17 protein-coding genes are annotated in these 20,666 nt (G+C 71.7%); 12 read left to right on the top strand and 5 right to left on the bottom strand.

Annotation, left to right across the window (positions count from 1 at the left end):
• Positions 1-64: 64 nt before the first annotated feature.
• A complete protein-coding gene (locus ACQP17_RS27415; RefSeq protein ID WP_433858644.1) occupies positions 65-805 on the bottom strand; it encodes a YczE/YyaS/YitT family protein in 741 nt (246 codons plus the stop codon).
• A 110-nt stretch (positions 806-915) separates the two neighbouring features.
• Here ACQP17_RS27415 and ACQP17_RS27420 point away from each other — a divergent pair, with 110 nt between their 5' ends.
• Complete coding sequence (locus ACQP17_RS27420; RefSeq protein ID WP_433858645.1) at positions 916-2,403, top strand: PLP-dependent aminotransferase family protein; 1,488 nt, start codon at positions 916-918, stop codon at positions 2,401-2,403.
• A 679-nt stretch (positions 2,404-3,082) separates the two neighbouring features.
• Positions 3,083-4,120 (top strand): methyltransferase, encoded by a 1,038-nt coding sequence (locus tag ACQP17_RS27425; RefSeq protein WP_433858646.1) that lies wholly within the window; start codon positions 3,083-3,085, stop codon positions 4,118-4,120.
• A 122-nt stretch (positions 4,121-4,242) separates the two neighbouring features.
• Here the strand turns inward: ACQP17_RS27425 and ACQP17_RS27430 are convergent, their stop codons facing one another.
• Complete coding sequence (locus ACQP17_RS27430; protein WP_433858647.1) at positions 4,243-5,400, bottom strand: magnesium and cobalt transport protein CorA; 1,158 nt, start codon at positions 5,398-5,400, stop codon at positions 4,243-4,245.
• Between the two features lie 220 nt (positions 5,401-5,620).
• Between ACQP17_RS27430 and ACQP17_RS27435 the strand changes: the two genes are divergently transcribed.
• The 7 genes from ACQP17_RS27435 (at position 5,621) to ACQP17_RS27465 (ending at position 13,185) form a co-directional block, all read left to right on the top strand.
• Positions 5,621-6,010, top strand: coding sequence for a cell division protein SepF (locus ACQP17_RS27435; protein WP_364875322.1), 390 nt, complete (start codon positions 5,621-5,623; stop codon positions 6,008-6,010).
• A 55-nt stretch (positions 6,011-6,065) separates the two neighbouring features.
• A complete protein-coding gene (locus ACQP17_RS27440; protein ID WP_433858648.1) occupies positions 6,066-7,544 on the top strand; it encodes a biotin transporter BioY in 1,479 nt (492 codons plus the stop codon).
• Complete coding sequence (locus tag ACQP17_RS27445) at positions 7,541-7,903, top strand: nucleotide pyrophosphohydrolase (protein WP_364875326.1); 363 nt, start codon at positions 7,541-7,543, stop codon at positions 7,901-7,903. Before ACQP17_RS27440 ends, ACQP17_RS27445 begins: the two co-directional genes overlap by 4 nt.
• Positions 7,904-8,432: 529 nt before the next feature.
• Positions 8,433-8,888 carry a DUF6099 family protein gene (locus ACQP17_RS27450; RefSeq protein WP_433860023.1) on the top strand — a complete coding sequence of 152 codons (456 nt, stop codon included), beginning with the start codon at positions 8,433-8,435 and terminating at the stop codon, positions 8,886-8,888.
• Positions 8,889-9,175: 287 nt separating this feature from the next.
• The gene (locus ACQP17_RS27455; protein WP_433858649.1) at positions 9,176-10,411 is read left to right on the top strand and encodes an arginine deiminase; all 1,236 of its coding nucleotides are present in this window, start codon (positions 9,176-9,178) and stop codon (positions 10,409-10,411) included.
• 130 nt (positions 10,412-10,541) lie between these two features.
• Positions 10,542-11,546, top strand: coding sequence for an ornithine carbamoyltransferase (gene argF / locus ACQP17_RS27460; RefSeq protein ID WP_433858650.1), 1,005 nt, complete (start codon positions 10,542-10,544; stop codon positions 11,544-11,546).
• A gap of 181 nt (positions 11,547-11,727) precedes the next feature.
• A complete protein-coding gene (locus ACQP17_RS27465) occupies positions 11,728-13,185 on the top strand; it encodes an amino acid permease (RefSeq protein WP_433858651.1) in 1,458 nt (485 codons plus the stop codon).
• 63 nt (positions 13,186-13,248) lie between these two features.
• Here the strand turns inward: ACQP17_RS27465 and ACQP17_RS27470 are convergent, their stop codons facing one another.
• Positions 13,249-14,085, bottom strand: coding sequence for an ATP-binding protein (locus ACQP17_RS27470; protein WP_433858652.1), 837 nt, complete (start codon positions 14,083-14,085; stop codon positions 13,249-13,251).
• Positions 14,086-14,386: 301 nt separating this feature from the next.
• Here ACQP17_RS27470 and ACQP17_RS27475 point away from each other — a divergent pair, with 301 nt between their 5' ends.
• Together ACQP17_RS27475 and ACQP17_RS27480 are read left to right on the top strand one after the other, a co-directional pair.
• Positions 14,387-15,214, top strand: coding sequence for an enoyl-CoA hydratase family protein (locus tag ACQP17_RS27475; RefSeq protein ID WP_433858653.1), 828 nt, complete (start codon positions 14,387-14,389; stop codon positions 15,212-15,214).
• 2 nt (positions 15,215-15,216) lie between these two features.
• Positions 15,217-17,541: a bifunctional salicylyl-CoA 5-hydroxylase/oxidoreductase gene (locus ACQP17_RS27480; protein WP_433860024.1), complete on the top strand. Its 2,325-nt coding sequence runs from the start codon at positions 15,217-15,219 to the stop codon at positions 17,539-17,541.
• A gap of 116 nt (positions 17,542-17,657) precedes the next feature.
• Here the strand turns inward: ACQP17_RS27480 and ACQP17_RS27485 are convergent, their stop codons facing one another.
• Both ACQP17_RS27485 and ACQP17_RS27490 read right to left on the bottom strand, forming a co-directional pair.
• A complete protein-coding gene (locus ACQP17_RS27485) occupies positions 17,658-18,635 on the bottom strand; it encodes a ScbA/BarX family gamma-butyrolactone biosynthesis protein (RefSeq protein ID WP_433858654.1) in 978 nt (325 codons plus the stop codon).
• A gap of 145 nt (positions 18,636-18,780) precedes the next feature.
• A complete protein-coding gene (locus tag ACQP17_RS27490; protein WP_189096402.1) occupies positions 18,781-19,398 on the bottom strand; it encodes a ScbR family autoregulator-binding transcription factor in 618 nt (205 codons plus the stop codon).
• Between the two features lie 192 nt (positions 19,399-19,590).
• Here ACQP17_RS27490 and ACQP17_RS27495 point away from each other — a divergent pair, with 192 nt between their 5' ends.
• Positions 19,591-20,619: an MDR family NADP-dependent oxidoreductase gene (locus ACQP17_RS27495; RefSeq protein ID WP_433858655.1), complete on the top strand. Its 1,029-nt coding sequence runs from the start codon at positions 19,591-19,593 to the stop codon at positions 20,617-20,619.
• Positions 20,620-20,666 lie beyond the last annotated feature (47 nt).

The raw sequence follows: 20,666 nt of genomic DNA on the forward strand, positions 1-20,666 counted from the left end.
CCACCAGCCCCACGGTCAGCGCGACGGCCGCCTTGGCTGCCAGAGGCGGACTATAGAGGCGCCTTCACGAACTACCTCGTTCAGCATCGTTCATCGCCGACGGCCAATGAGCCCTCAAGGGCCACTCAGCAGAGGCCACTTCACCTGCCGGAACCACCGTGGCGACAGTCCGACCGCCGCCGCTCCGATACACGCACCAGGGCAGGAAGAACTGCGTGATCGGGCCGACCGTGAGGGCGTAGAGGACGGTGCCGATGCCGGCGGTGCCGCCCAGCAGCCCGCCCACGGCGAGTACGGCGATCTCGACAGCCGTGCGGACGAGCCGCAGGGAACGTCCGGTCGCGCGGGACGCACCGGTCATCAGCCCGTCCCGGGGGCCGGGGCCGAAGCGGGCGCCGACATAGACCGCGACCGACAGCCCGTTGAGGAGGACACCGCCGACGAGCAGGCCAATTCGGGCGGTCAGGCCGAGATGGGCGGGGAGGAGCGCAAGTCCCAGGTCGGAGGAGCAGGCGAGGACGACGATGTTGGCGAAGGTGCCGAACGTCGGCCGCTGCTTGAGGGGGATCCACAGCAGGAGCACGAGGACACCCAGGAGGGCGCTGACCGTGCCGAAGCTCAGGTCGGTGCGGCGCTCCAGGCCCTCGGTGAGCACGCTCCAGGGGTTGACCCCCAACGACGCCCGGACCAGCAGCGACAGGCTCCATCCGTACAGCGCGAGACCGGTGAACAACTGGGGCAGGCGTCTTCGCGGATGCTCGCCCAGGGGCAGGTAGGTGAGCGGTGGCGGTGACGGGCGCGTCACGGAGGGCCTCCGAGCTGTTGGGGTGCACGGCGAGCTGTGCCGGGCAGCTGACGGACGCGAGTCTGTACAGTGATTGGCCCGGCCGGCATGGCCAATTCCGGGGGAGTGGTATGGCCGACTCGCATGCATCGCGGCCCATGGACGGGGCCGCCCGCGCCGGGCGCACGCTGGGGAGCCGGCAACTCGCCGCGCTGCTGCCCGACCCGGCAGGGATGCGGCCCGCCTATCGTCATCTGGCCCAGGCGATCAGCGCGTTGATCCTGGACGGGCGGATCGCGTTGCATGTCAGACTGCCTGCCGAGCGGGAGCTGGCCACCGCTCTGCGTACCAGCCGAGCCACCATCACGGCCGTGTACGACCTGCTGCGCGAAAGCGGCTATGCGCACAGCCGGCAGGGCTCCGGCACCTGGACGGCCCTTCCGGAAGGCCGCACTCCGAAGGCGGTCAGCCGGCTTCTCGGACCCCAGGACACCGCGATCGACCTGGCCAGGGCGGCTCCCGGGCTGCCGGAACAGGTACTCACCGAGACGCTCTTGCAGGTCGCCCCTCAACTGGGGGAGCACGCGCACACCCCCGGCTACCACCCGTACGGCCTGCCGGAGCTGCGCGCCGCCCTCTCCGAACGGTTCACCCGGCGCGGATTGGCCACGCTGCCCGAACAGATCCTGGTGACCTCCGGCGCTCAGCACGCACTCACGCTGGTCCTGGGCCTGCTGTGCCGCCCTGGTGACCGGGTCGTGGTGGAGGCCCCGTCGTACCCCAACGCACTGGAGGCCATGCGGCGTGCCCAGCTCCGCACGGTGTCGGTTCCGGTGACCGATGCCGGCTGGGACATCGAGATCATCGAATCGACGTTTCGCCAGGCCGTGCCGCAACTGGCCTACCTGATACCCGACTTCCACAATCCGACCGGCTGCCTCATGCCGGAGGAGGAGCGGGCGCGCACCCTGCGGGCCGCGCGGCGTTCCGGCAGCTGGCTGGTCATCGACGAGACCATGACCGACCTCGCCCTCGACGTGCCCGCCCCGCCACCCTTCGCCGCCCGCGCCGCACCCGACACCACCGGGCGGCTCATCACCCTCGGTTCGATGAGCAAGACCCACTGGGGCGGCCTGCGCATCGGCTGGCTGCGCGCCCCCTCGCAGCTGGTCACCGAACTCGCCGGGCAGCGGGTCGCCACCGACATGGGCGGCTCGGTCCTGGACCAGCTGCTGGCCCTCGCGCTCCTGGACCGGGCCGGGGAACTGCTGCCGCCCCGACTGACGCAACTGCGCGAGCAGCGCGCCGCCCTGACCGCTGCCTTGTGCGAACACGCTCCGGCCTGGACCTGGAAACTGCCGTCCGGAGGGTTGTCGTTGTGGGTGGACCTGGGGCAACCCGTCGCCTCCGCGCTGGCCGAACGGGTCCTGGACTACGGAGTGCGGATCGAGGGGGGCGCCTACTTCGGGGCCGACCCCGGCCTCTTCGAGCAGCGCCTGCGCATCCCGTACACCACGACCCCCGACACCCTGCGCGAAGCCGTGCGTCGCATGGCCCTCGCGCTCGCCGACGGGCTTCCGCGCTCGTCCGCCACCCGGCGACCTCACTGGGTCGTCTGAACGTGTTCCGGTTTCGGTTGCCGACATAGCAGCACGGCCGGGGCGCGGGGTTCCGAGGTAACGCTCGTCAACGGAGCCGGGCGCGGATCGCATTCACCGCCGCAGGACCGGACGGCGGGTAAATGACGAATAAGAACAACACTCGCTTCTTGAACTCCCTTACAGTGAAATGAGTATGGCGTATGGGGAATCACCTAGCCGCCCCTCTGGCAGGGTGAAGGGAGCATCGGCGCGCCAGAAGAGCGCCGGTGTCGCTCCACGGACTTTCGTGGCCTTCCCTGAAAACAGGGTGCCCTCGTGTGTCCGCCCAACCTTGCCTTCGGGTACGGCCGCCGGTCAATCGGCGGCGGAATCCACGGAGGCGAAGTATGCGCCTACCTGCGCTCTGCCACCGGAGGGGTTAGTGAGGTCGACCGGACCGCGGCTCGCGGTTCAGCCGGGCCGCCACCGCAGCGATTTGCGGCTCCTCGGCGCCCGGAGGGGCCTTTCCTCCCGGCATTTAATACCGCCTGGGCGCGCGGGACGGCGCGTCATCGCGCGCTTACGGGGCCGACCGCCCGGCGCCCGCTCCAGAGCTCCACCGGACCCGCCGCCGCCCGTGAGACTGCCGGGCGTGTGCCCCTTCCGCCCTGTCGTGTGACCGAGACGCGACTTCCGCCGGTGTCCCAGGAGTTTGACAATGCAACGAGCCGACGAATCCGCCACGGTGGCCCTTCGGCCCTACATCAAGGCCCACTATCACTTCCAGTTCTTGAGCGCAGCCTTTCGCTTCGGCCTCTTCGAGATCCTCGAAAAGGACCCGGGGCTCACGGTCAAGGACATCGCCCTGCGACTGGATTTGAACGAGCAGCCCACCCGCATCCTGCTGCTCGGCTGTACCGCGACCGGTCTTCTGCACAAGGATGGCGACGGCTATCACAACACCGCGCTCACCCGCCCCCTCGCGGAGAACCTCGACCAGGCGCCCGCGGCGTACATTCCCTGGGAGAGCCAGGGGATCTACCGCGCCATCAGCTGGTTCGCCGAGGCGCTCGACGAGGACTCGAATGTCGGCCTGCAACGGGAAATCCCCGGCACCGCACCGACCCTCTACGGACGGCTCGCCGAAAACCCGGAGCTGGAATCCGCCTTCCACACCATGATGGGTTCGGTGAGCCAGCTGGTCGCCGAGGAGATCGTGGAAAAGGTCGACCTCTCGGGCCATCGGCATCTGCTCGACGTCGGCGGTGGCACGGCCGTCAACGCGGCGAACCTGGCCAGGAAGTGGCCCCACCTGCGGATCACCATCGGTGACCTGCCCTCGATCGCGACGCTCGCCGAGGAGAAGATCGCGGACCTGGGCCTGGCCGACCGGGTGGACGCGGTCAGCCTCGACGCCTTTCACGACGAGTTCCCCTCCGGCCCCGACGCGGTGCTCTTCGCCCACTTCCTCGAAATCTGGTCGGCCGACCGCATCCGCGACCTGCTGGCCCGCGCCTCCCGCCGGCTTCCGCCCGGGGGCGGTCTGTTCGTCGTCACTCCCTACCAGAACGACGACGAGACCGGCCCGGAGCGCTCCGCCTACCTCTCCGCGTACTTCCACACCATCGCGTCCGGCGAGGGCATGGTCTACACGCCCAAGGAGTACGAACAGTGGTTCACCGAAGCGGGCTTCGCCCCCACCCGGCGGGTGCTGCTCGGCCCGGACGCCGTGGTGATCTGCGGCCGTAAGCTCTGAGCCCCTCCGCCTGCCGGGGCCGGGGCCTCCGGTGCGGGAGACCCCACAAGGTCACCGCGCCGGAGGTCTTCCCCGCACCGGGTCGGGCCGGCCTCCCCGGAGCGGGCGGGTGGCCCGATCGCTCAGAGCCAGCCCCGCCGTTTGAAGACGATGTACAGGCCCGTGCAGACCATCGCCATGAGCACCACAGCGAACGGGTAGCCGAGCGCCCAGTGCAGCTCCGGCATGCTGTGGAAGTTCATGCCGTAGATCGTGCCGACGAGTGTCGGTGCGAAGAGGATGGCGGCCCATGCCGAGATCTTCTTGATTTCCTCGTTCTGCTCGAAGCCGGCTTCGGCCAGCGCCCGCATCTCCGCGTTCTGCTGCTGGTTCACCAGGGTCGCGTTGACGGTGAGGATGTCCTGCAGGGCCTGCCGGAAGCCGTCCACGCGCTCGGTGGTGTGCAGTGCGTGGTCGGCCACGTCGCGCAGATAGCGGCGCAGCTCCTCGTCGATGGCGTACTTCTCGAAGCCCGCGGTCAGGTTCTCCAGCATGCCGTTGAGCGGGCGGGTGGCGCGCTGGAACTCGACCACCTCGCGGGAGAGTTCGTAGATCCGGCGGGAGACGCCGGGGTCGCCGCCGAAGACCTCGGTCTCGATCTCGTCGATGTCGTTCTGCACCCCGTCGACGACCGGTGCGTAGCCGTCCACGACGGCGTCGAGGATCGCGTAGAGGACCGCTTCGGGGCCGCGCTTGAGCAGTTCGGGGGTGTCCTCCATGCGGTGGCGTACCGCCGAGAGGTCGGGGGCGCCGCCGTGCCGCACGGTGATCACGAAGTCGCGGCCGACGAAGACGTGCAGCTCGGCGAAGTCGACCTCTTCGGCGTCGTCGAGATAGCGCGCGGCGCGCAGCACGACGAACAGGGTCCCGCCGTAGCGCTCCAGCTTGGGACGCTGATGGGCCTCGAGGGCGTCCTCGACGGCGAGCGGGTGGAGGTCGAACTCCGATGCCAGGGTGACCAGTTCGGCCGGGGTGGGCCGGTGCAGGCCGATCCAGGCGAGGGTGCCGGCGGCGGCGCGCTGCTGTTGGAAGGTGTCGGCGAGCGTGTCGTGGGTGCTGACGCGGTGTCCGTCGCGGTAGAGCGCGGCGTGGATGACGCTGTCGCCGGTCTCTGCCGGGGGTTCGGGGGTGCGGGAGTCGTCCGGGGCGGTGGCGGGCGGGGGACCGGCGGGCCGCTTCTTCGCGGGTTTGCGCAGGCCGCGCAGGCCACGCAGCCGACGGCCGGGAGGCTCAGAACTCACGGCAGAACCGACCTCCGTCACAATGGGGATGAACAGGCACACAGAATCTCGACGCAGGATATCTGCCGCGGATGTCAGCACAGGTCAGGGGCCATGGTGCAGGATGGAAGGAGCGGGGACGCGGCGTGTGTCGCGTCCGCCGAGCTTTGTATGTTTATCTCTAGAATTGTGCGATGCAGATACCGCAGACAGCCAGCGCTCCCCTGGGTGAGGTGATTCGGTGAACGGCCCCGATGCCACCGACGAGCAGTGGGAAGGGCTCGCCGAGGTCGTCCCGCTCCGCAGCAGCCACGAATGGCCTTCCTGGCCCGACCACCGGGCCCTGCCCGAGGACGAACCGGCGGAGCAGCTGCGGCGCTTCATCGTCATCCGCGTCCAGACCTTCGCCGACGCCCGCGAGGTCGCCGAGTATTTGATGTCGCAGATCCCCGTCCTGCTGGATCTCAGCAGTGCCGACGCCGATGTCGCCAAGCGCATCCTGGACTTCTCCAGCGGCGTCGTCTTCGGGCTGGGCAGCGGGATGCACCGCGTCGACACCAACGTCTTCCTGCTGGCCCCCGTCGGCACCGAGGTCGAGGAAGAAGCGGCGGGCGCCATCCCCCGTTCGTAGGAAGAGCTGTTGGGCGTAACGGTTCTCCGCTCGGAGTACTGCTTAGCGTCCGTATATGAATACCGACAGTGTGCGGCCGGCGGTCACCGAGTTACGGCTGTCCGCGTTCAAGACCCATCGAGGCGTCACCCTGCCGCTCGGCCCGCTGACGCTGCTGAGCGGCGGGAGCGGCAGCGGCAAATCCAGTGCGCTGCAGGCGTATGCGATCCTCGCCCGGCTCGGCAGCGGGGAGTCGCTCGCGCGGGCCCTGGCGGAGGTGGCCGGCGGCCCCTCGGCGTGCGTGCCGGCGGGGGCGCGGCCTGACGAGCAGGGGCGGCGCGGCTTCCGTATCGGGTGCACGGTCGACGGCCCGGCCGGCCCCGTCTGCCTCGACCTCGCCGTACAGGCCGAGCCCGAACTGCGCATCGTCGGTGAGCGGTTGACCGGCTGCGGCGAGACCTTGCTGACCACTGCCCTCACCGACCCCACCCGCCCCGCGGTCCAGGCGGCCTGGCACACCGCGGGGGCGACCCCGGTGACCCGAGCGCCGCTTCCGGACGACCGGCTGGGCACCTCTCTGCTGCCGCTGCGTGTCGCCGGTAAGACGGCGGGCCAGCGGCTGGTTCTCGCCGCCGCGGAACAGGTGGTGGTCGCGCTGCGGTCGGCGTTCGTGTGCGATCCGCGGCCGGAGGTCATGCGCTCCGTGGGGGCGGTCGGTGCGGCGGAAGGGCCTGGTGGGGGTGGCGGTGGTGGTGCGGCCGGGCGTGGGGGCGGTGCCGGGGCACGGCGGAGTGGGCGTGCGCGGAGCGGGGCCGCGGGTGGCCCTGCCGGTAAGGCCGCGGGCGCACCCGGAGGGACCGGTGGGGCTGGGGCCGCCGGTGCCTGGGGCGTCCGGGGGCGCAAGGGGAGCACGGGAAGTGGTGCGGCGGGCGGCTGGGGCGACGGCGCACCGGAGCGGCACGACGAGGGACGGCTGCGCTCCGCCTGCGACAACCTGCCCACGGTGCTGGCGCGTACCGGCCGGGAGTGCGCGCGGCGGCATGCCGTGCTGGTGGCGGCGGTACGGGAGGCCTGCGTCGGCCCCGTGGAAGGGCTGCGTACGGTGCCGCACCCGCCGGGCGGAGCGGGAGCGTCCGTTGCCGGAGCGGTGGCGGGAGGCGGTGACGGCGCGGGCTCGCCGGATGTGTGGGCCACACCGGGTGCGGGGGGTGTGGAGCGGGTGCGGGCCGTCCTCGACCGGGGCGAGCTGGGAGAGCTGCCGGTCGAGCAGCTCGGCGACGGTGAGCTGCGGTTCCTCGCGCTGGCCCTGGTGTTGCTCACCGGGCCGGACGTGCTGGCCATGGATCCGGTCGGGGAGGTGCCGTCGGCCCATCAGCAGATGACGGTGCTGGCGGACGGGATGGACCGCTGCATGGACCCCCGGCAGGCCCGTGAGCTGGTGTCGCTGGCCGTGCGGATGACCGAGCGCGGCCACGTGCGGCTGCTGGGGACGGTACGTGATCCGGCGGTCGCCGACGGACTGCCCGGCGTGCAGGTGCTACACCTGGGGGCATGAGTGAGGATCTTCAAGCGCTGCAGCGACGGCTGGCCGAGTTCGCGGCCGCGCGGGACTGGCAGCAGTACCACACCCCCAAGAACCTGGCGGCGGCGCTCAGCGTCGAGGCCGCCGAACTCGTCGAGATCTTCCAGTGGTTGACGCCGGAGGAGTCGGCGGCGGTGATGTCCGAACCGCGCAAGGCCGGCCGGGTCGAGGACGAGGTCGCTGACGTCCTGGCCTATCTGCTTCAGTTCTGTGAGGCGCTGGGGATCGATCCCCTGACGGCGCTCGCGGCGAAGATCGAGCGTAATGAGTCGCGCTTCCCGGCGGTCCGCCAGGCGCGCCCGGACCGGGCGCGGGAGGACGAGGGGGAGTAGGAAGAGGAACTGAGGGGCGGGCTGCGACGGGCCCGGCGGGCCGGGTCGGCCGGCCGGGCGCCGGGTCAGTTGGTCTGCGGCGGGGGCGTGGGTCCCCGCCCCGCTGCGCGAGGTGAGCCCCGGCGCGGCGCGTACCGCCGTTCTCTGGGGCCGGCCCAGGGGCCCGTATCCGCCCGGACATGCCGGTCTTGAGGCCTCTCCGCCCCGACCCTCGCTCCTCTCTGCCCGCTCCCTCAACGCCCCTCCCGGCGTTCCCTTCGGCGTCCCTCCCGGCGTTCACCTCGCCGTTCATTTCGGGCATCTTGCGTGACATGTGCCGGTGGTGTGAGGCGTGGGGAGGTCGTGGCGCGTGAGGAAGGCGCGCGGACGAAACGGTCCTTCCTCACTCTATGGAGTCATGGATCTTTCCACATCGCCTTGGTTGTCCACAGATTTGCGAATTCCCCTAGCTTTTTTGGGTGTTGGCCCTCACTCTGGGTAGTGAAAAGAGTGCAAGGTGCATGCGATTGATGAGGGGAGGAGGGAGCGGATGGACGCGGTGCGGATCATCGAGACGAGCCGACGCGGTGTGGCGGAGGCCCACACGGTTCAGGGAGTGATCGTCGAAGCCTGGCAGGCGCAGACCCTGGCGGAGGCGATAGGCAGCCACCTCGCGATATTCGGGCCGTACGAAGTGCGGTCCAGGGCCAGGGGGCTGGGCGATGCGGGCGGGCGGTTCAGCGGGGGACTGCTGTGCCCGGCATCGGCCACCGGCGGGCCGCGGGCGGGTCAGCTGTCCGAAGTGCGCGACGTCAAGGAGGCATTAACCGGGCTGTGCCGATTGCTGCGGGAGGTGTGTGAAGCGTTGGTGGCCGTGGTGCTGCTGGCGGACGAGGACAGCATGTACTGGACGTGTGTCGAGGCGATGGACACCGTCGACGAATCCAGGGACCGCGTCGCCGGAATACTGGAGAAGCTGGAGGTGCGCGACCGGAACCCCGCCTGATGCGGGGCCGCCCCACCACGACCGCGTCCCCGCGGAATGCGCCCCGAGCGGCACGTCACCGCCACCGGGAGGCACTGCCCCCACGCCGATGAGCCACAGCCTGCCCGGCCGTCGTGCCCACCTGCCCCTGGGCCGGCCGGCTCCCGTCCCCCGTCACCGTTCGACTGTCTCCCTGTCACCGCTGCTCGCCACCCGGCCGCGCGCCCGGCCCGGGCCCGGGCCGACTCAACCGGTCCGACATCCCCCGACTCCCTCCGCGAAGGCGTCGGAGCGGCCAAGATGGGTGGATGGGATTCCAAGTCGACTCCGAGGCCGGGCGGCTGCGCCGGGTCATCCTGCATCGCCCCGATCTGGAGCTGAAGCGGCTCACGCCCTCGAACAAGGACGCCTTGCTCTTCGACGACGTGCTGTGGGTGCGCCGTGCGCGGGCCGAGCACGACGGGTTCGCCGATGTGCTCCGGGACCGTGGGGTGGAGGTGCACCTCTTCGGGGATCTGCTGGCCGAGAGCATGCAGATTCCCGAGGCGCGCAAGCTCGTCCTGGACCGGGTCTTCGACGAGAAGGAATACGGACCGCTGGCCACCGACCATCTGCGGGCGGCGTTCGACGAGCTCGCCGTCCCGGAGCTGGTCGAGGCGCTGGTCGGCGGCATGACCAAACGGGAGTTCCTGGAGCGCCACCCCGAACCGACCTCGGTGCGCTTCCATGTGATGGATCTGGACGACTTCCTGCTCGGACCGCTGCCCAACCACCTTTTCACCCGTGACACCTCCGCCTGGATCTACGACGGGGTGTCGATCAACTCCATGCGCTGGCCCGCCCGGCAGCGCGAGACCATGCACTATGAGGCGATCTACCGGTACCACCCGCTGTTCCGCGGTGAGGACTTCCACGTCTGGTCGGAGGGGCAGGCGGACTTCCCCTCGACGATCGAGGGCGGGGACGTCCTGGTGCTCGGCAGCGGCGCGGTCCTGATCGGGATGAGCGAACGCACCACGCCCCAGGCCGTGGAGCTGCTGGCGCGGGGGCTGTTCGCGGCGGGATCCGCCCGCACGATCGTGGCGCTGGACATGCCCAAGCGCCGGGCGTTCATGCATCTGGACACCGTCATGACCATGATCGACGGGGACACCTTCACCCAGTACGAGGGCCTGGGGATGCTCCGCTCGTACACCATCGAGCCGGGGTCGGGTGACCAGGACCTCAAGGTCACCGACCATCCGCCGGAGCACATGCACCGGGCCATAGCGGCCGCGCTGGGCCTGTCCGACATCCGGGTGCTGACCGCGACCCAGGACGTGCACTCCGCCGAGCGGGAGCAGTGGGACGACGGCTGCAATGTGCTGGCGGTGGAGCCCGGCGTGGTGGTGGCCTACGAGCGGAACGTCACCACCAACACCTTCCTGCGCAAGCGCGGCATCGAGGTGATCACGATTCCGGGGAGCGAGCTGGGGCGCGGTCGCGGCGGGCCGCGCTGCATGAGCTGTCCGGTGGCGAGGGACGCGGTGGCGGGGTCAGCCTGAGGTGATCCGTACCCTTCGGTGGCGGGGAGTGGTCCCCGCGCGGACAGGGGCTCCGTATAGGGATACGAGCGTTCGTATACAATTCCAATATTCGAGTCCGTCCCGACTGCCGCGAACCAGGAGCCCACCCATGGCGATAGACCTCAGGGGCCGACATTTCCTCAAGGAGCTGGACTTCAGCGCCGAGGAATTCTGCCGACTGACCGACCTGGCGGCCGAGCTGAAGGCGGCCAAGCGCGCCGGCACCGAGGTCCCCCGCCTCCAGGGCAGGAACATCGCCCTGATCTTCGAGAAGACCTCGACCCGGACCCGCTGCTCCTTCGAGATCGCGGCCGCCGATCAGGGCGCCTCCACCACCTACCTCGACCCGTCCGGCTCGCAGATCGGGCACAAGGAGTCGGTGAAGGACACCGCCCGGGTGCTCGGCCGGATGTTCGACGGCATCGAGTTCCGGGGCAGCCGCCAGTCCGACGTCGAGGAGCTGGCGGCCCATGCCGGGGTGCCCGTCTTCAACGGGCTGACCGACGAATGGCACCCCACGCAGATGCTCGCCGACGTGCTGACCATGATCGAGCACGGCGGGGGACGTCCGCCGGCGGAGACCGCCTTCGCCTACCTCGGCGACGCCCGGAACAACATGGGCAACTCCTACCTCGTCACCGGCGCCCTGCTCGGCATGGACGTGCGGATCGTGGCGCCCCAGCAGCTGTGGCCCGAGGAGTCGGTCGTCACGCGGGCACGCGCGCTCGCCGCGGAGAGCGGCGCCCGGCTCACGCTCACCGACGACGTCGCCGAGGGCGTGCGCGGCGCGGACTTCGTCACCACCGATGTCTGGGTCTCCATGGGCGAGCCGAAGGAGGTGTGGGACGAGCGGATCACGCTGCTGGCGCCGTACGCGGTGACGATGGACGTGCTGCGCGCCACCGGCAAGCCGGACGTGAAGTTCCTGCACTGCCTGCCCGCGTACCACGACCTCGGCACGGCGCTCGGCCGGGAGATCCACGACCGGCACGGACTGTCGTCGCTGGAGGTCACCGACGAGGTCTTCGAGTCCGCGCACTCCGTCGTCTTCGACGAGGCGGAGAACCGGATGCACACCATCAAGGCGGTGCTGGTCGCCACACTCGCGCGCTAGGCGGTGGGTGCGGCACGGCCTCGCCCGTGCCGCACGGCGCTTCGCCGCGAAGGGCGATCATGCAGGTCAAGCGGTTACCATCGAGCCGCTCGCGGGGTTCGGACCCACCGGTCCGGACCCCGCCTTCGTGTGTGGCCCACCCGCGCCGCGCGCACCGCACCACCAGAGAGAGAACCGCCCCATGCGCCCGCCCGTCTCCCGCCGCCGCCCCCCGGAGGCGCTGCGCGCCGCACCTCCCGCGGCCTTGTCCGGACCGCGGATCAAGTCCCCCGACCTGCTCATCGCCGAGTCGGGTGCGGACCTCGAAGGCCACGGCCTCCGCCGCAGCATGGGGCTCTTCCAGCTCATCTGCTTCGGCATCGGCGCGATCGTCGGCACCGGCATCTTCGTCGGCCTGTCCGACACCGTCGCCGCGGCCGGTCCCGCCGTCCTCGTCTCCTTCCTGCTGGCGGCCGTCACCTGCGTCTTCACCGCCTTCTCCTTCGCCGAGCTGGGCGGCGCGATACCGGTGTCCGGCAGCTCGTACTCCTACGCCTACGCCACCCTCGGCGAGCGCACCGCCTTCCTCGTCGGCTGGTGCCTGCTGCTCGAATACGGCATCTCGATCTCGGCGGTCGCCGTCGGCTGGGGCCAGTACCTCAACGAACTGCTCGGCAGCCTGACCGGCTGGCAGCTGCCCGCCGCGCTCTCCAGCCCGCCCGGTGACGGCGGCATCGTCAACGTCCCGGCCGTCGTCGTGATGCTGCTCGCCGCCCTGCTGCTGGTCCGCGGCGTCCGGGAGAGCGCCCGGGCGACCGCCGCGATGGCCGTCCTCAAGCTCGCGGTTCTGGTCGTGTTCTGCGCGATCGGGCTCAGCGCCTTCCGGGCCGGCAACCTCACGCCGTTCGCCCCGGAGGGCATCGCCGGCATCACCTCCGGCGCCTCGGTCGCCTTCTTCTCCTACATCGGCTTCGACGCGATCACCACGGCCGGTGAGGAGGTCAGGAACCCGCGGCGCAACATCCCCCTCGCGATCATGATCTGCATCGGCCTGGTCACCGTCCTGTACTGCCTGGTCGCGGCCTCCGCCATCGGCGCGCTCTCCGCCGGCGACGTCGCCGGCCGGCCCGCCGCGCTGTCGCTGATCGTCAACCGGGTCACCGACTCGGCCCTCGGCGGCGGGGTGATCGCCTTCGGCGCCGTCGTCGCCATCGCCTCGGTCGTCCTCGCGGTGATGTACGGCCAGACCCGCATCCTGATGTCGATGGCGCGCGACGGGCTGGTCCCGCGGATCTTCGAGCGGGTCTCGCCCCGGACGTCCACCCCCGTCGCCAACACCTGGATCGTGGCGGCGGTCTTCGCCGTGCCGGCCGCGGTCGTGCCGCTGGACGCGGTGATGAACCTGTCGACCATCGGGACGCTGGCGGTCATGGTGGCGGTCAACCTCAGTGTGATGGTGCTGCGCCGCACCCGCCCCGATCTGCCGCGTCGCTTCCGTGTGCCGCTCTTCCCGCTCAGCCCGCTCCTGGGCATCGCCTTCTGCCTGTACCTGGGCTACGGCACCGGCCCGGCGACCTGGCTCCAGTTCGCCGCGTTCCTGCTGGCCGGGGCGCTGCTCTACACCTGCTACGGGCGGCGCCGTTCGCGGCTGGCGTCCTGACCGCTCAGGGGCGGCGGGGCGGTCCGGTCACCGGAGAACGGGTCGCCCCGCTCCCCGCCGGCCTCATCGCGGGCGCCGGTGGGGCAGGTCGGGAAGGGTGAACCAGACGGCCTTGCCGCACGCGGTCGGGCGGCAGCCCGCGTCGGAACTCAGCGAACGGAGCAGCAGCAGGCCGCGGCCCTGCTCACCGTGGCCGTGCGCGTCCCGGGCGGCCGCCTCGGCCGCTTCGGCGGCCGCCGCGGCGTCGATGAACGAGGTGCCGGGGGCCCGCGCCTCCGTGGTCAGGGCGCCCGCCCCCGTGCGCTCCCCGGCGTCGTCGCCGACCTCGTTCCCCTCCCCGTTCCCGACCTCGGTGCCGTCCCCGGCCTCGTCGCTGATCCCGGTGCCCCCCGCGCGCTGCCCCGGAACCCGGTCATCGGCTGCCCGCTGAGCGCCCGCCGCCGCGCCCCGCGGCGCCTGCCCGGAGCCGTCCGCCGCTACCGCCGCCCGCGCCTCGACCGGCCCGGTACCGCCCGCCGCGACCGCCGCCGCGGCATCGACCGGCTCCGCCTCGTCCGCCTCGGTCTCCGGCGCCCCGGCCGCTCCCGCCTCGTCCGGTGTTCCCGGAGCCGGGGCCGGGCCGTCGAGCAGGTCGTCGATGAGCATCGGATCGCTGTCGTGCACCTCGATCCGGCAGCCCTGCTTCGCGCGCTCGACCACCAGCCCGATGGGGTGCGTACCGCAGGTGTGCTTGAGGGCGTTGCTCACCAGCTCGCCGGTGAGCAGCTCCGCGGTCGTCCGGTCGGCCGTTACCTGGAGGTCCTGCAGGGCGGTACGGACCATCGCACGGGCGACGGGGACGGCCGTCTCGCCGCGCGGCAGCGTGACGCGCCAGATCGTAGGGGGCGGGGATTCCAGCATGGGCCGTTGTTCCGTTCGCAAGAAGCCAGGTCGGCCGTCCGAGAGGTCGATCCGTACGTCGCCCCAGCTTAGGAAGCACGGGGGCGCCGGGGGAGGGGCCTGCGACGGGGACCGGGCGTGCCGGAGGTCGTGCCCGGTCGGGACTTTCGTCCCGTTCCCGTGCGCCTCCGGGGCGGCGGACGGCGACGGCCGTGGGACGTTTATCGCGTCCTCGTGACGACAGTCATGAACAGGTGATAGCTTCGAGGGGCATCCGGAACAGCATCCACCGGCCGACCGGTCAAAGGGGGCAGGCAGCCCGATGAGCCCGTTCGCAGGATCCGCCCGCAGTACCGAGCCCTGGCAGCACCTCCGCGTGACCAGGAAGAACGGGATCGCCACCGTCACCCTCGCGCGCCCGGACAAGCTCAACGCCCTCACCTTCGAGGCCTACGCCGACCTCCGCGACCTGCTCGCGGAACTCTCCCGGGAACGCTCGGTGCGCGCCCTCGTCCTCGCCGGGGAGGGGCGCGGGTTCTGCTCGGGTGGCGACGTCGAGGAGATCATCGGCGCCACCCTGGGCATGGACACCGCGCAGCTGCTGGACTTCAACCGGATGACCGGGCAGGTCGTCAGGGCGCTGCGGGAGTGTCCGTTCCCGGTGATCGCGGCCGTGCACGGGGTCGCGGCCGGGGCAGGTGCGGTCCTCGCGCTGGCCGCGGACTTCCGCGTCGCCGACCCCTCCGCCCGCTTCGCCTTCCTCTTCACCCGGGTCGGGCTGTCCGGCGGTGACATGGGCGCGGCCTATCTCCTGCCGCGCGTCATCGGACTCGGCCATGCCACCCGGCTGCTGATGCTCGGCGACGCCGTCCGCGCCCCGGAGGCCGAACGGCTCGGGCTGATCAGCGAGCTGGCCGAGGAAGGACGGGCCGACGAGGCGGCCGCGGCCCTGGCCAAGCGGCTCGCCGAGGGCCCGGCCCTGGCCCACGCCCAGACCAAGGCACTGCTCACCGCGGAGCTGGACATGCCGCTGGCCGCCGCCGTCGAGATGGACGCGGCCACCCAGGCGCTGCTGATGAACAGCGAGGACTACGCGGAATTCCACGCCGCCTTCACCGAGAAGCGGACGCCCAAGTGGCAGGGGAAATAGCCATGCGGGTCGCCGTCGTCGGCGGGGGGCCGGGCGGGCTGTACGCCGCGGTCCTCCTCAAGCGCCTCGATCCCGCCCGGCAGATCACCGTATGGGAGCGCAACGCGCCCGAGGACACCTTCGGATTCGGGGTGGTGCTCTCCGACGAGACCCTCGGCGGCATCGAGCACGCCGACCCGGAGGTCTACCGCGCCCTCCAGGCGGAGTTCGTCCGCTGGGACGACATCGACATCGTGCACCGCGGCCGCACCCTGACGTCCGGCGGGCACGGCTTCGCCGCGCTCAGCCGGCGCCGGCTGCTGGCCGTCCTCCACCGCCGCTGCCGCGACCTCGGCGTCGAGCTGCGCTTTCGCAGCGAGGCCCCGCCCGCCGCCGAACTCGCGCGTACCCACGACCTGGTGATCGCCGCCGACGGGGTGCACAGCGCGACCCGCACCGCGCACGCCGAGGTCTTCGGCCCGCGGCTGACCACCCACCGCTGCCGCTACATCTGGCTCGCCGCCGACTTCGCCCTCGACGCCTTCCGCTTCGAGATCGCCGAGACCGAGCACGGCGTCGCACAGCTCCACGCCTACCCCTACTCCCGGCCGACGCCCGGCGGGACCGCGCCGGGGCCCGCCGGGGCGGAGGGGTCCCCGGGCGCCAGCACCGTCATCGTCGAGATGCGGGAGGAGGTCTGGCGTGCGGCCGGGCTCGACCGCTGCGACGAGCGCGAGTCGGCGCAGTGGTGCGCCAAGGTCTTCGCGGACGCGCTGGGCGGCCGGTCGCTGCGCGCCAACAACTCCAGCTGGATCGCCTTCCGCACGGTCGTCAACGACCGCTGGTCGCACGGCAACACGGTGCTGCTGGGCGACGCCGCGCACACCGCGCACTTCTCCATCGGCTCCGGCACCAAGCTCGCCGTCGAGGACGCGCTGGCGCTGGCCGCCTGTCTCCAGGAGCAGCCCGACACCGCCTCCGCGCTGGCCGCCTACGAGGAGGAGCGCCGCCCCGTCGTCGCCTCCACCCAGCGCGCCGCCCGCGCCAGCCTCGCCTGGTTCGAGGAACTGGCCACCTACCTGGACCAGCCGCCTCACCAGTTCGCCTTCAACCTCCTGACCCGCAGCCGCCGGGTCACCCACGACAACCTGCGGCTGCGCGACCCGGGCTTCGTCGCGGCGGTCGAGCGCGAGGCGGGCATCGAGGCCACCACGCCGCCCATGTTCACCGCGTTCCGGCTGGGCGGGCTGACCCTGCGCAACCGCGTCGTGGTCTCCCCGATGGACATGTACTCCGCCGCGGACGGCGAGGGCACCCCGGGCGACTTCCACCTCGTCCACCTCGGCGCCCGGGCCCTGGGCGGCGCCGGGCTGGTGATGACGGAGATGGTGTGCGTCAGCCCCGAGGGGCGGATCACGCCGGGCTGTACGGGGCTGTACGCACCGGGCCACGAGACGGCCTGGCGCCGGGTCACCGACTTCGTCCACACCTCCGCGCCCGGCACCGCCATCGGCGTGCAGCTCGGGCACTCCGGCCGCAAGGGCTCGACCCGGCTGATGTGGGAGGGCATCGACCAGCCGCTCCCGGAGGGCAACTGGCCCGTCGTGGCGGCCTCCCCGCTGCCCTACCGCCCCGGCGTCAACCAGTCCCCGCACGCCCTGACGGAGCCCGAACTCGCCACCGTACGCGAGCAGTTCGTGGCCTCCGCCGAGTCCGCCGCGCGTGCCGGCTTCGATCTGCTCGAACTGCACTGCGCGCACGGCTATCTGCTCTCCGGCTTCCTCTCCCCGCTCACCAACCGGCGCACCGACGCCTACGGCGGCGATCTCACCGCCCGGCTGCGCTTCCCGCTGGAGGTCTTCGACGCGGTCCGTGCCGTCTGGCCGGCCGAGCGCCCGATGACGGTCCGGATCTCCGCGACCGACTGGGCGGACGGCGGCACCACGGCCGACGACGCGGTGGCCATCGCCGAGGCCTTCACCCGGCACGGAGCCGACGCCATCGACGTCTCCACCGGGCAGGTGGTCCCGGACGAACGCCCCGACTTCGGCCGCTCCTACCAGACCCCGTTCGCCGACCGGATCCGCAACACCCTGGGGGTGCCGGTGATCGCGGTGGGCGCGCTGTCCTCCTGGGACGACGTCAACTCCCTGGTGCTGGCCGGGCGCGCGGACCTGTGCGCGCTGGCGAGGCCGCATCTGTACGACCCGCACTGGACGCTGCACGCCGCCGCGGACCAGGAATACAGCGGGCCCGGCGCGCCCTGGCCGCTGCCGTACCGGGCGGGCAGCCGCACCCCGCCCACGGGGCGCACCGACGCACCGAAGCCCCGCCTCACACTGCGGTGACGGGGAGGCCGGGGCAGTGGGGCGGGGCCGTATCGGGGCCGGGCCGGCGAACGGCCGGGCGGCCGACGCGGGAGCGGTGCGCTCTCAGCGGGCCGAAGGGCCGGCGAAGCGGCCGGTCAGGGCGTCGGCACGCTGGTGATCCGGGCCGAGACGACGGGCTTGTCGTGCTGTTCGACGGTGACGGTGGACTGCCGGCTGCCGTCGTCGGCCCGCTCGGAGGTCCGTGCCTGCACCCAGGACGGCGCATCGAGTTCGGCATAGCGCGCGAACGTGCACTCCAGCGAGGCGGGGAGGGTGTCGTCGGGCGTCACGGCCCGCGCGGCCTGCCGGGCGGCCTCGATCATCAGCATCCCGGGCGCGTGGTCCACGGGGTGGTCGAAGAGCACCGGGTGCGAGGTGTCCACCCGCAGCTGCCAGCGGTCGGCGTGGTCGGTGGGGGAGAGCACCACGTCACGGTCGTGCTCCCGGGCGACCAGCCGCGGCTCGACGGCCTGCGGCACGGGCAGCTTCCGGGAGTTGGCGAGGTCGAGGTCGCAGTACTCTCCGCGGAGCCGGCGGTAGACCGCCGGGCTGTGACAGGAGTAGTCGAGGGCCGCCGTGGCCAGCTCGGCGCCGTCGCACAGGATCCGGAATTCCTGGCGGGCGGTGGCCAGCCGCTTGCCGCGGAAGACCATGTCGTGGTCGGTGACGTGCAGTTCGATCTCGGCGGGGCGGCCGGTGGTGCGCAGTGCCTCCGGTAAGAGGTCGTAGCGCACCCGTTGCCAGATGATGGGGTGGTCGAGCGGCACCTGGTGGGCGACATGGCTGAGTAATATCCCGGCCTGCCGCATGGTCTCTATCAGCAGGATCGGATCGTGCAGACCGTCGCGCGGGCCGTAGAAGGTGTGGGCGCGCGGCCACTGGGCGCTGATCACCCAACTGTCGGAGGTGCCGGGGCGCCAGTCGGTCAGGAACACCTCGGAGATGGCGGTGCGGTGCACGTACTCCCGCGGCACCGTCGTGGTGAGAGCGGACGGTCGGCTTCCGTTGTCGGCCTCGCCTCCGATGTCAGGGCGCTCATCGCGCACCTGCGGCGCGAGCGTGGCGCTGGCCATAGATGTTCCTCTCTGAAGTGCGGCTCCTCGCGCTCCGGCGGGCTGAGCCTCTGTCACCGTCCTGGCACCCTAAGATACGGACCATGTGGTTTGTTTTCCAGTCCCGTACGGGCCCCGGCTGCGAGCGGGGCGGTGAACGGTGGGGTCATACCGGGATCGTCACACAGCGGCCGTGCGGATCCAGATGGCTCAGCGCGCCGGGCGACGCCAGACCCGGCAGGGTGTGCTTCCACAGCGCCGTGACGCGCTCCGGGAGGTCGGCCCGGTTGGTGGCGGCCCGGGAGAACAACTGGACGCCCATGTAGGCCGCGACGAAGAACTCGGCCGCCCGGTCCGGGGCCACGCCGGGCAGTAATTCCCCGTTGTCCCGGGCCTCGGTGAACATCGTGGTGATGATGTCGGTCCAGGCCTGGTAGGGCACCAGCGGGTTCTCGCTGAAGGTCGTCTCCACCGCGATGCGGGTGCCGGCCTGCAACAACGGATCGCTGCGCAGGGCCAGCGCCACCTGGTGGGTGAAGTCGATGGCGTCCTGCAGCCGAGACTCGCTGACCTGTGGCAGAAAAGGATCGGTCTGCTCCGTGATGACCGCGCGGGCCAGTGCGTCCTTGGACGTGAAATGGAAGTACACGGCGCCCTTGGTGACCCCGGCGCGCTGGATGATCTCTGCCATCGTGGCGGCCTGGTACCCGCGGGTGCCGATGACATGAGCCGCCGCTTCGAGGACGGCCCGTCGGGTGCGCACTGCGCGTTCCTGCTTGACCACCGATCATCCTCCGTATGCTCTCTTGGAGTTGTTGTGCCTGAGTGCGACCCGCCGCCCGTGGCCGCGCAGTCTATTTCCGCATCATAAAGAAGCCAACCATGCGGTATTGATTCGCGCCCGCTCCGGTGGCGCGATCCCGCGTCGTGGTCCGGTACGGCACCGAAGAGTGATACGAGCGCGAGGAGCTGTCCGATGTCCCCCACCGTCGTCCCCGCCATACCGGCCGTCCACCGCGAAGTCCGCCTCGCCGACCAGGCCGGAGGCGAAGTGACGACAGGTCACTTCACGATCGCCGAGGTCCCGGTGCCGGTTCCCGGGCCGGGGCAGGTACTGGTGCGTACCCGGGTGATGGCGGTGACCGCTGCGATGCGGACGCAGATGACCAAAGTGCCGCTGCCGATGCCGTCATTCGTCCCGGGGGAGGCGCTGTGGGGCGCCGCGGTCGGCGAGGTCGTGAGCGCGTCCGACGGGCGCTTCACCCCCGGGGAACTGGTCCACCACCCCTACGGCTGGCGGGAGTTCGCGGTGGTCGAGGAGTCGCGTGTGCGACGGCTCGACCCGGACGCCCTGCCGACCGCCGCCGCGCACCTGTCGCAGGGGGCGACGGCCTGGGGCGCGCTGCGCCGGGCCGCGGAGGTGCGGCCGGGGGACACCGTCTTCGTCACCGGCGCCGCCGGCGGCGTGGGCAGCCTGGCCGGGCAGCTCGCGCGCCGGATGGGCGCCGGCCGCGTCGTGGGCAGCACCGGCTCGGAGCGCAAGGCGGCCCGGCTGCGCGCCGAGTTGGGGTACGACGACACCATCGTGCGCGGCGCCGGGCCGATCGAACGCCAGCTGCGCCGAGCCGCGCCGGGCGGGATCGACGTGCTGCTGGACACCGTGGGCGGCGAGCAGCTCCCGGCGGCGCTGGCGGTGGCCCGCCCCGACGCCCGCTTCGCCCTCGTCGGCGCGCTCTCCAGCCAGTTGGGCGGCAGCGGTGGCGCCCTCACCCCGCTGGAGCTGGACACCGGGCTGATCATCACGCGCCGGGTGACGCTGCGCGGCTTCGGGCTGCACGCGCACCCGGATCTGCCGCAGGAGTGGACCGAGGAGTTCGGGCAGGGCCTGCGGGACGGCTCGCTGATTTTCCCGCACACCCTTCTCCAGGGGATCGAGCAGGCGCCACAGGCGCTGTGCGAACTCACGCAGGGGCGTCACATCGGGGCCGTGCTGGTCGAGTTGTGAGGGCGCGGAGCGGAGTCCGGGGCGCTGCCGGCCGGGCCGGCGGCACG

Origin of the sequence: Streptomyces kronopolitis, assembly GCF_050953795.1 — a bacterium.
GTDB classification, from domain to species: Bacteria; Actinomycetota; Actinomycetes; order Streptomycetales; family Streptomycetaceae; genus Streptomyces; species Streptomyces kronopolitis_A.

Coding starts and splice junctions, on each gene's coding strand:
- ACQP17_RS27420 (WP_433858645.1), top strand. CDS start 916: ATGGCCGACTCGCATGCATCGCGGCCCATGGACGGGGCCGCCCGCGCC.
- ACQP17_RS27425 (WP_433858646.1), top strand. CDS start 3,083: ATGCAACGAGCCGACGAATCCGCCACGGTGGCCCTTCGGCCCTACATC.
- ACQP17_RS27440 (WP_433858648.1), top strand. CDS start 6,066: ATGAATACCGACAGTGTGCGGCCGGCGGTCACCGAGTTACGGCTGTCC.
- ACQP17_RS27445 (WP_364875326.1), top strand. CDS start 7,541: ATGAGTGAGGATCTTCAAGCGCTGCAGCGACGGCTGGCCGAGTTCGCG.
- ACQP17_RS27450 (WP_433860023.1), top strand. CDS start 8,433: ATGGACGCGGTGCGGATCATCGAGACGAGCCGACGCGGTGTGGCGGAG.
- ACQP17_RS27455 (WP_433858649.1), top strand. CDS start 9,176: ATGGGATTCCAAGTCGACTCCGAGGCCGGGCGGCTGCGCCGGGTCATC.
- argF (WP_433858650.1), top strand. CDS start 10,542: ATGGCGATAGACCTCAGGGGCCGACATTTCCTCAAGGAGCTGGACTTC.
- ACQP17_RS27465 (WP_433858651.1), top strand. CDS start 11,728: ATGCGCCCGCCCGTCTCCCGCCGCCGCCCCCCGGAGGCGCTGCGCGCC.
- ACQP17_RS27470 (WP_433858652.1), bottom strand. CDS start 14,085: ATGCTGGAATCCCCGCCCCCTACGATCTGGCGCGTCACGCTGCCGCGC.
- ACQP17_RS27475 (WP_433858653.1), top strand. CDS start 14,387: ATGAGCCCGTTCGCAGGATCCGCCCGCAGTACCGAGCCCTGGCAGCAC.
- ACQP17_RS27480 (WP_433860024.1), top strand. CDS start 15,217: ATGCGGGTCGCCGTCGTCGGCGGGGGGCCGGGCGGGCTGTACGCCGCG.
- ACQP17_RS27485 (WP_433858654.1), bottom strand. CDS start 18,635: ATGGCCAGCGCCACGCTCGCGCCGCAGGTGCGCGATGAGCGCCCTGAC.
- ACQP17_RS27495 (WP_433858655.1), top strand. CDS start 19,591: ATGTCCCCCACCGTCGTCCCCGCCATACCGGCCGTCCACCGCGAAGTC.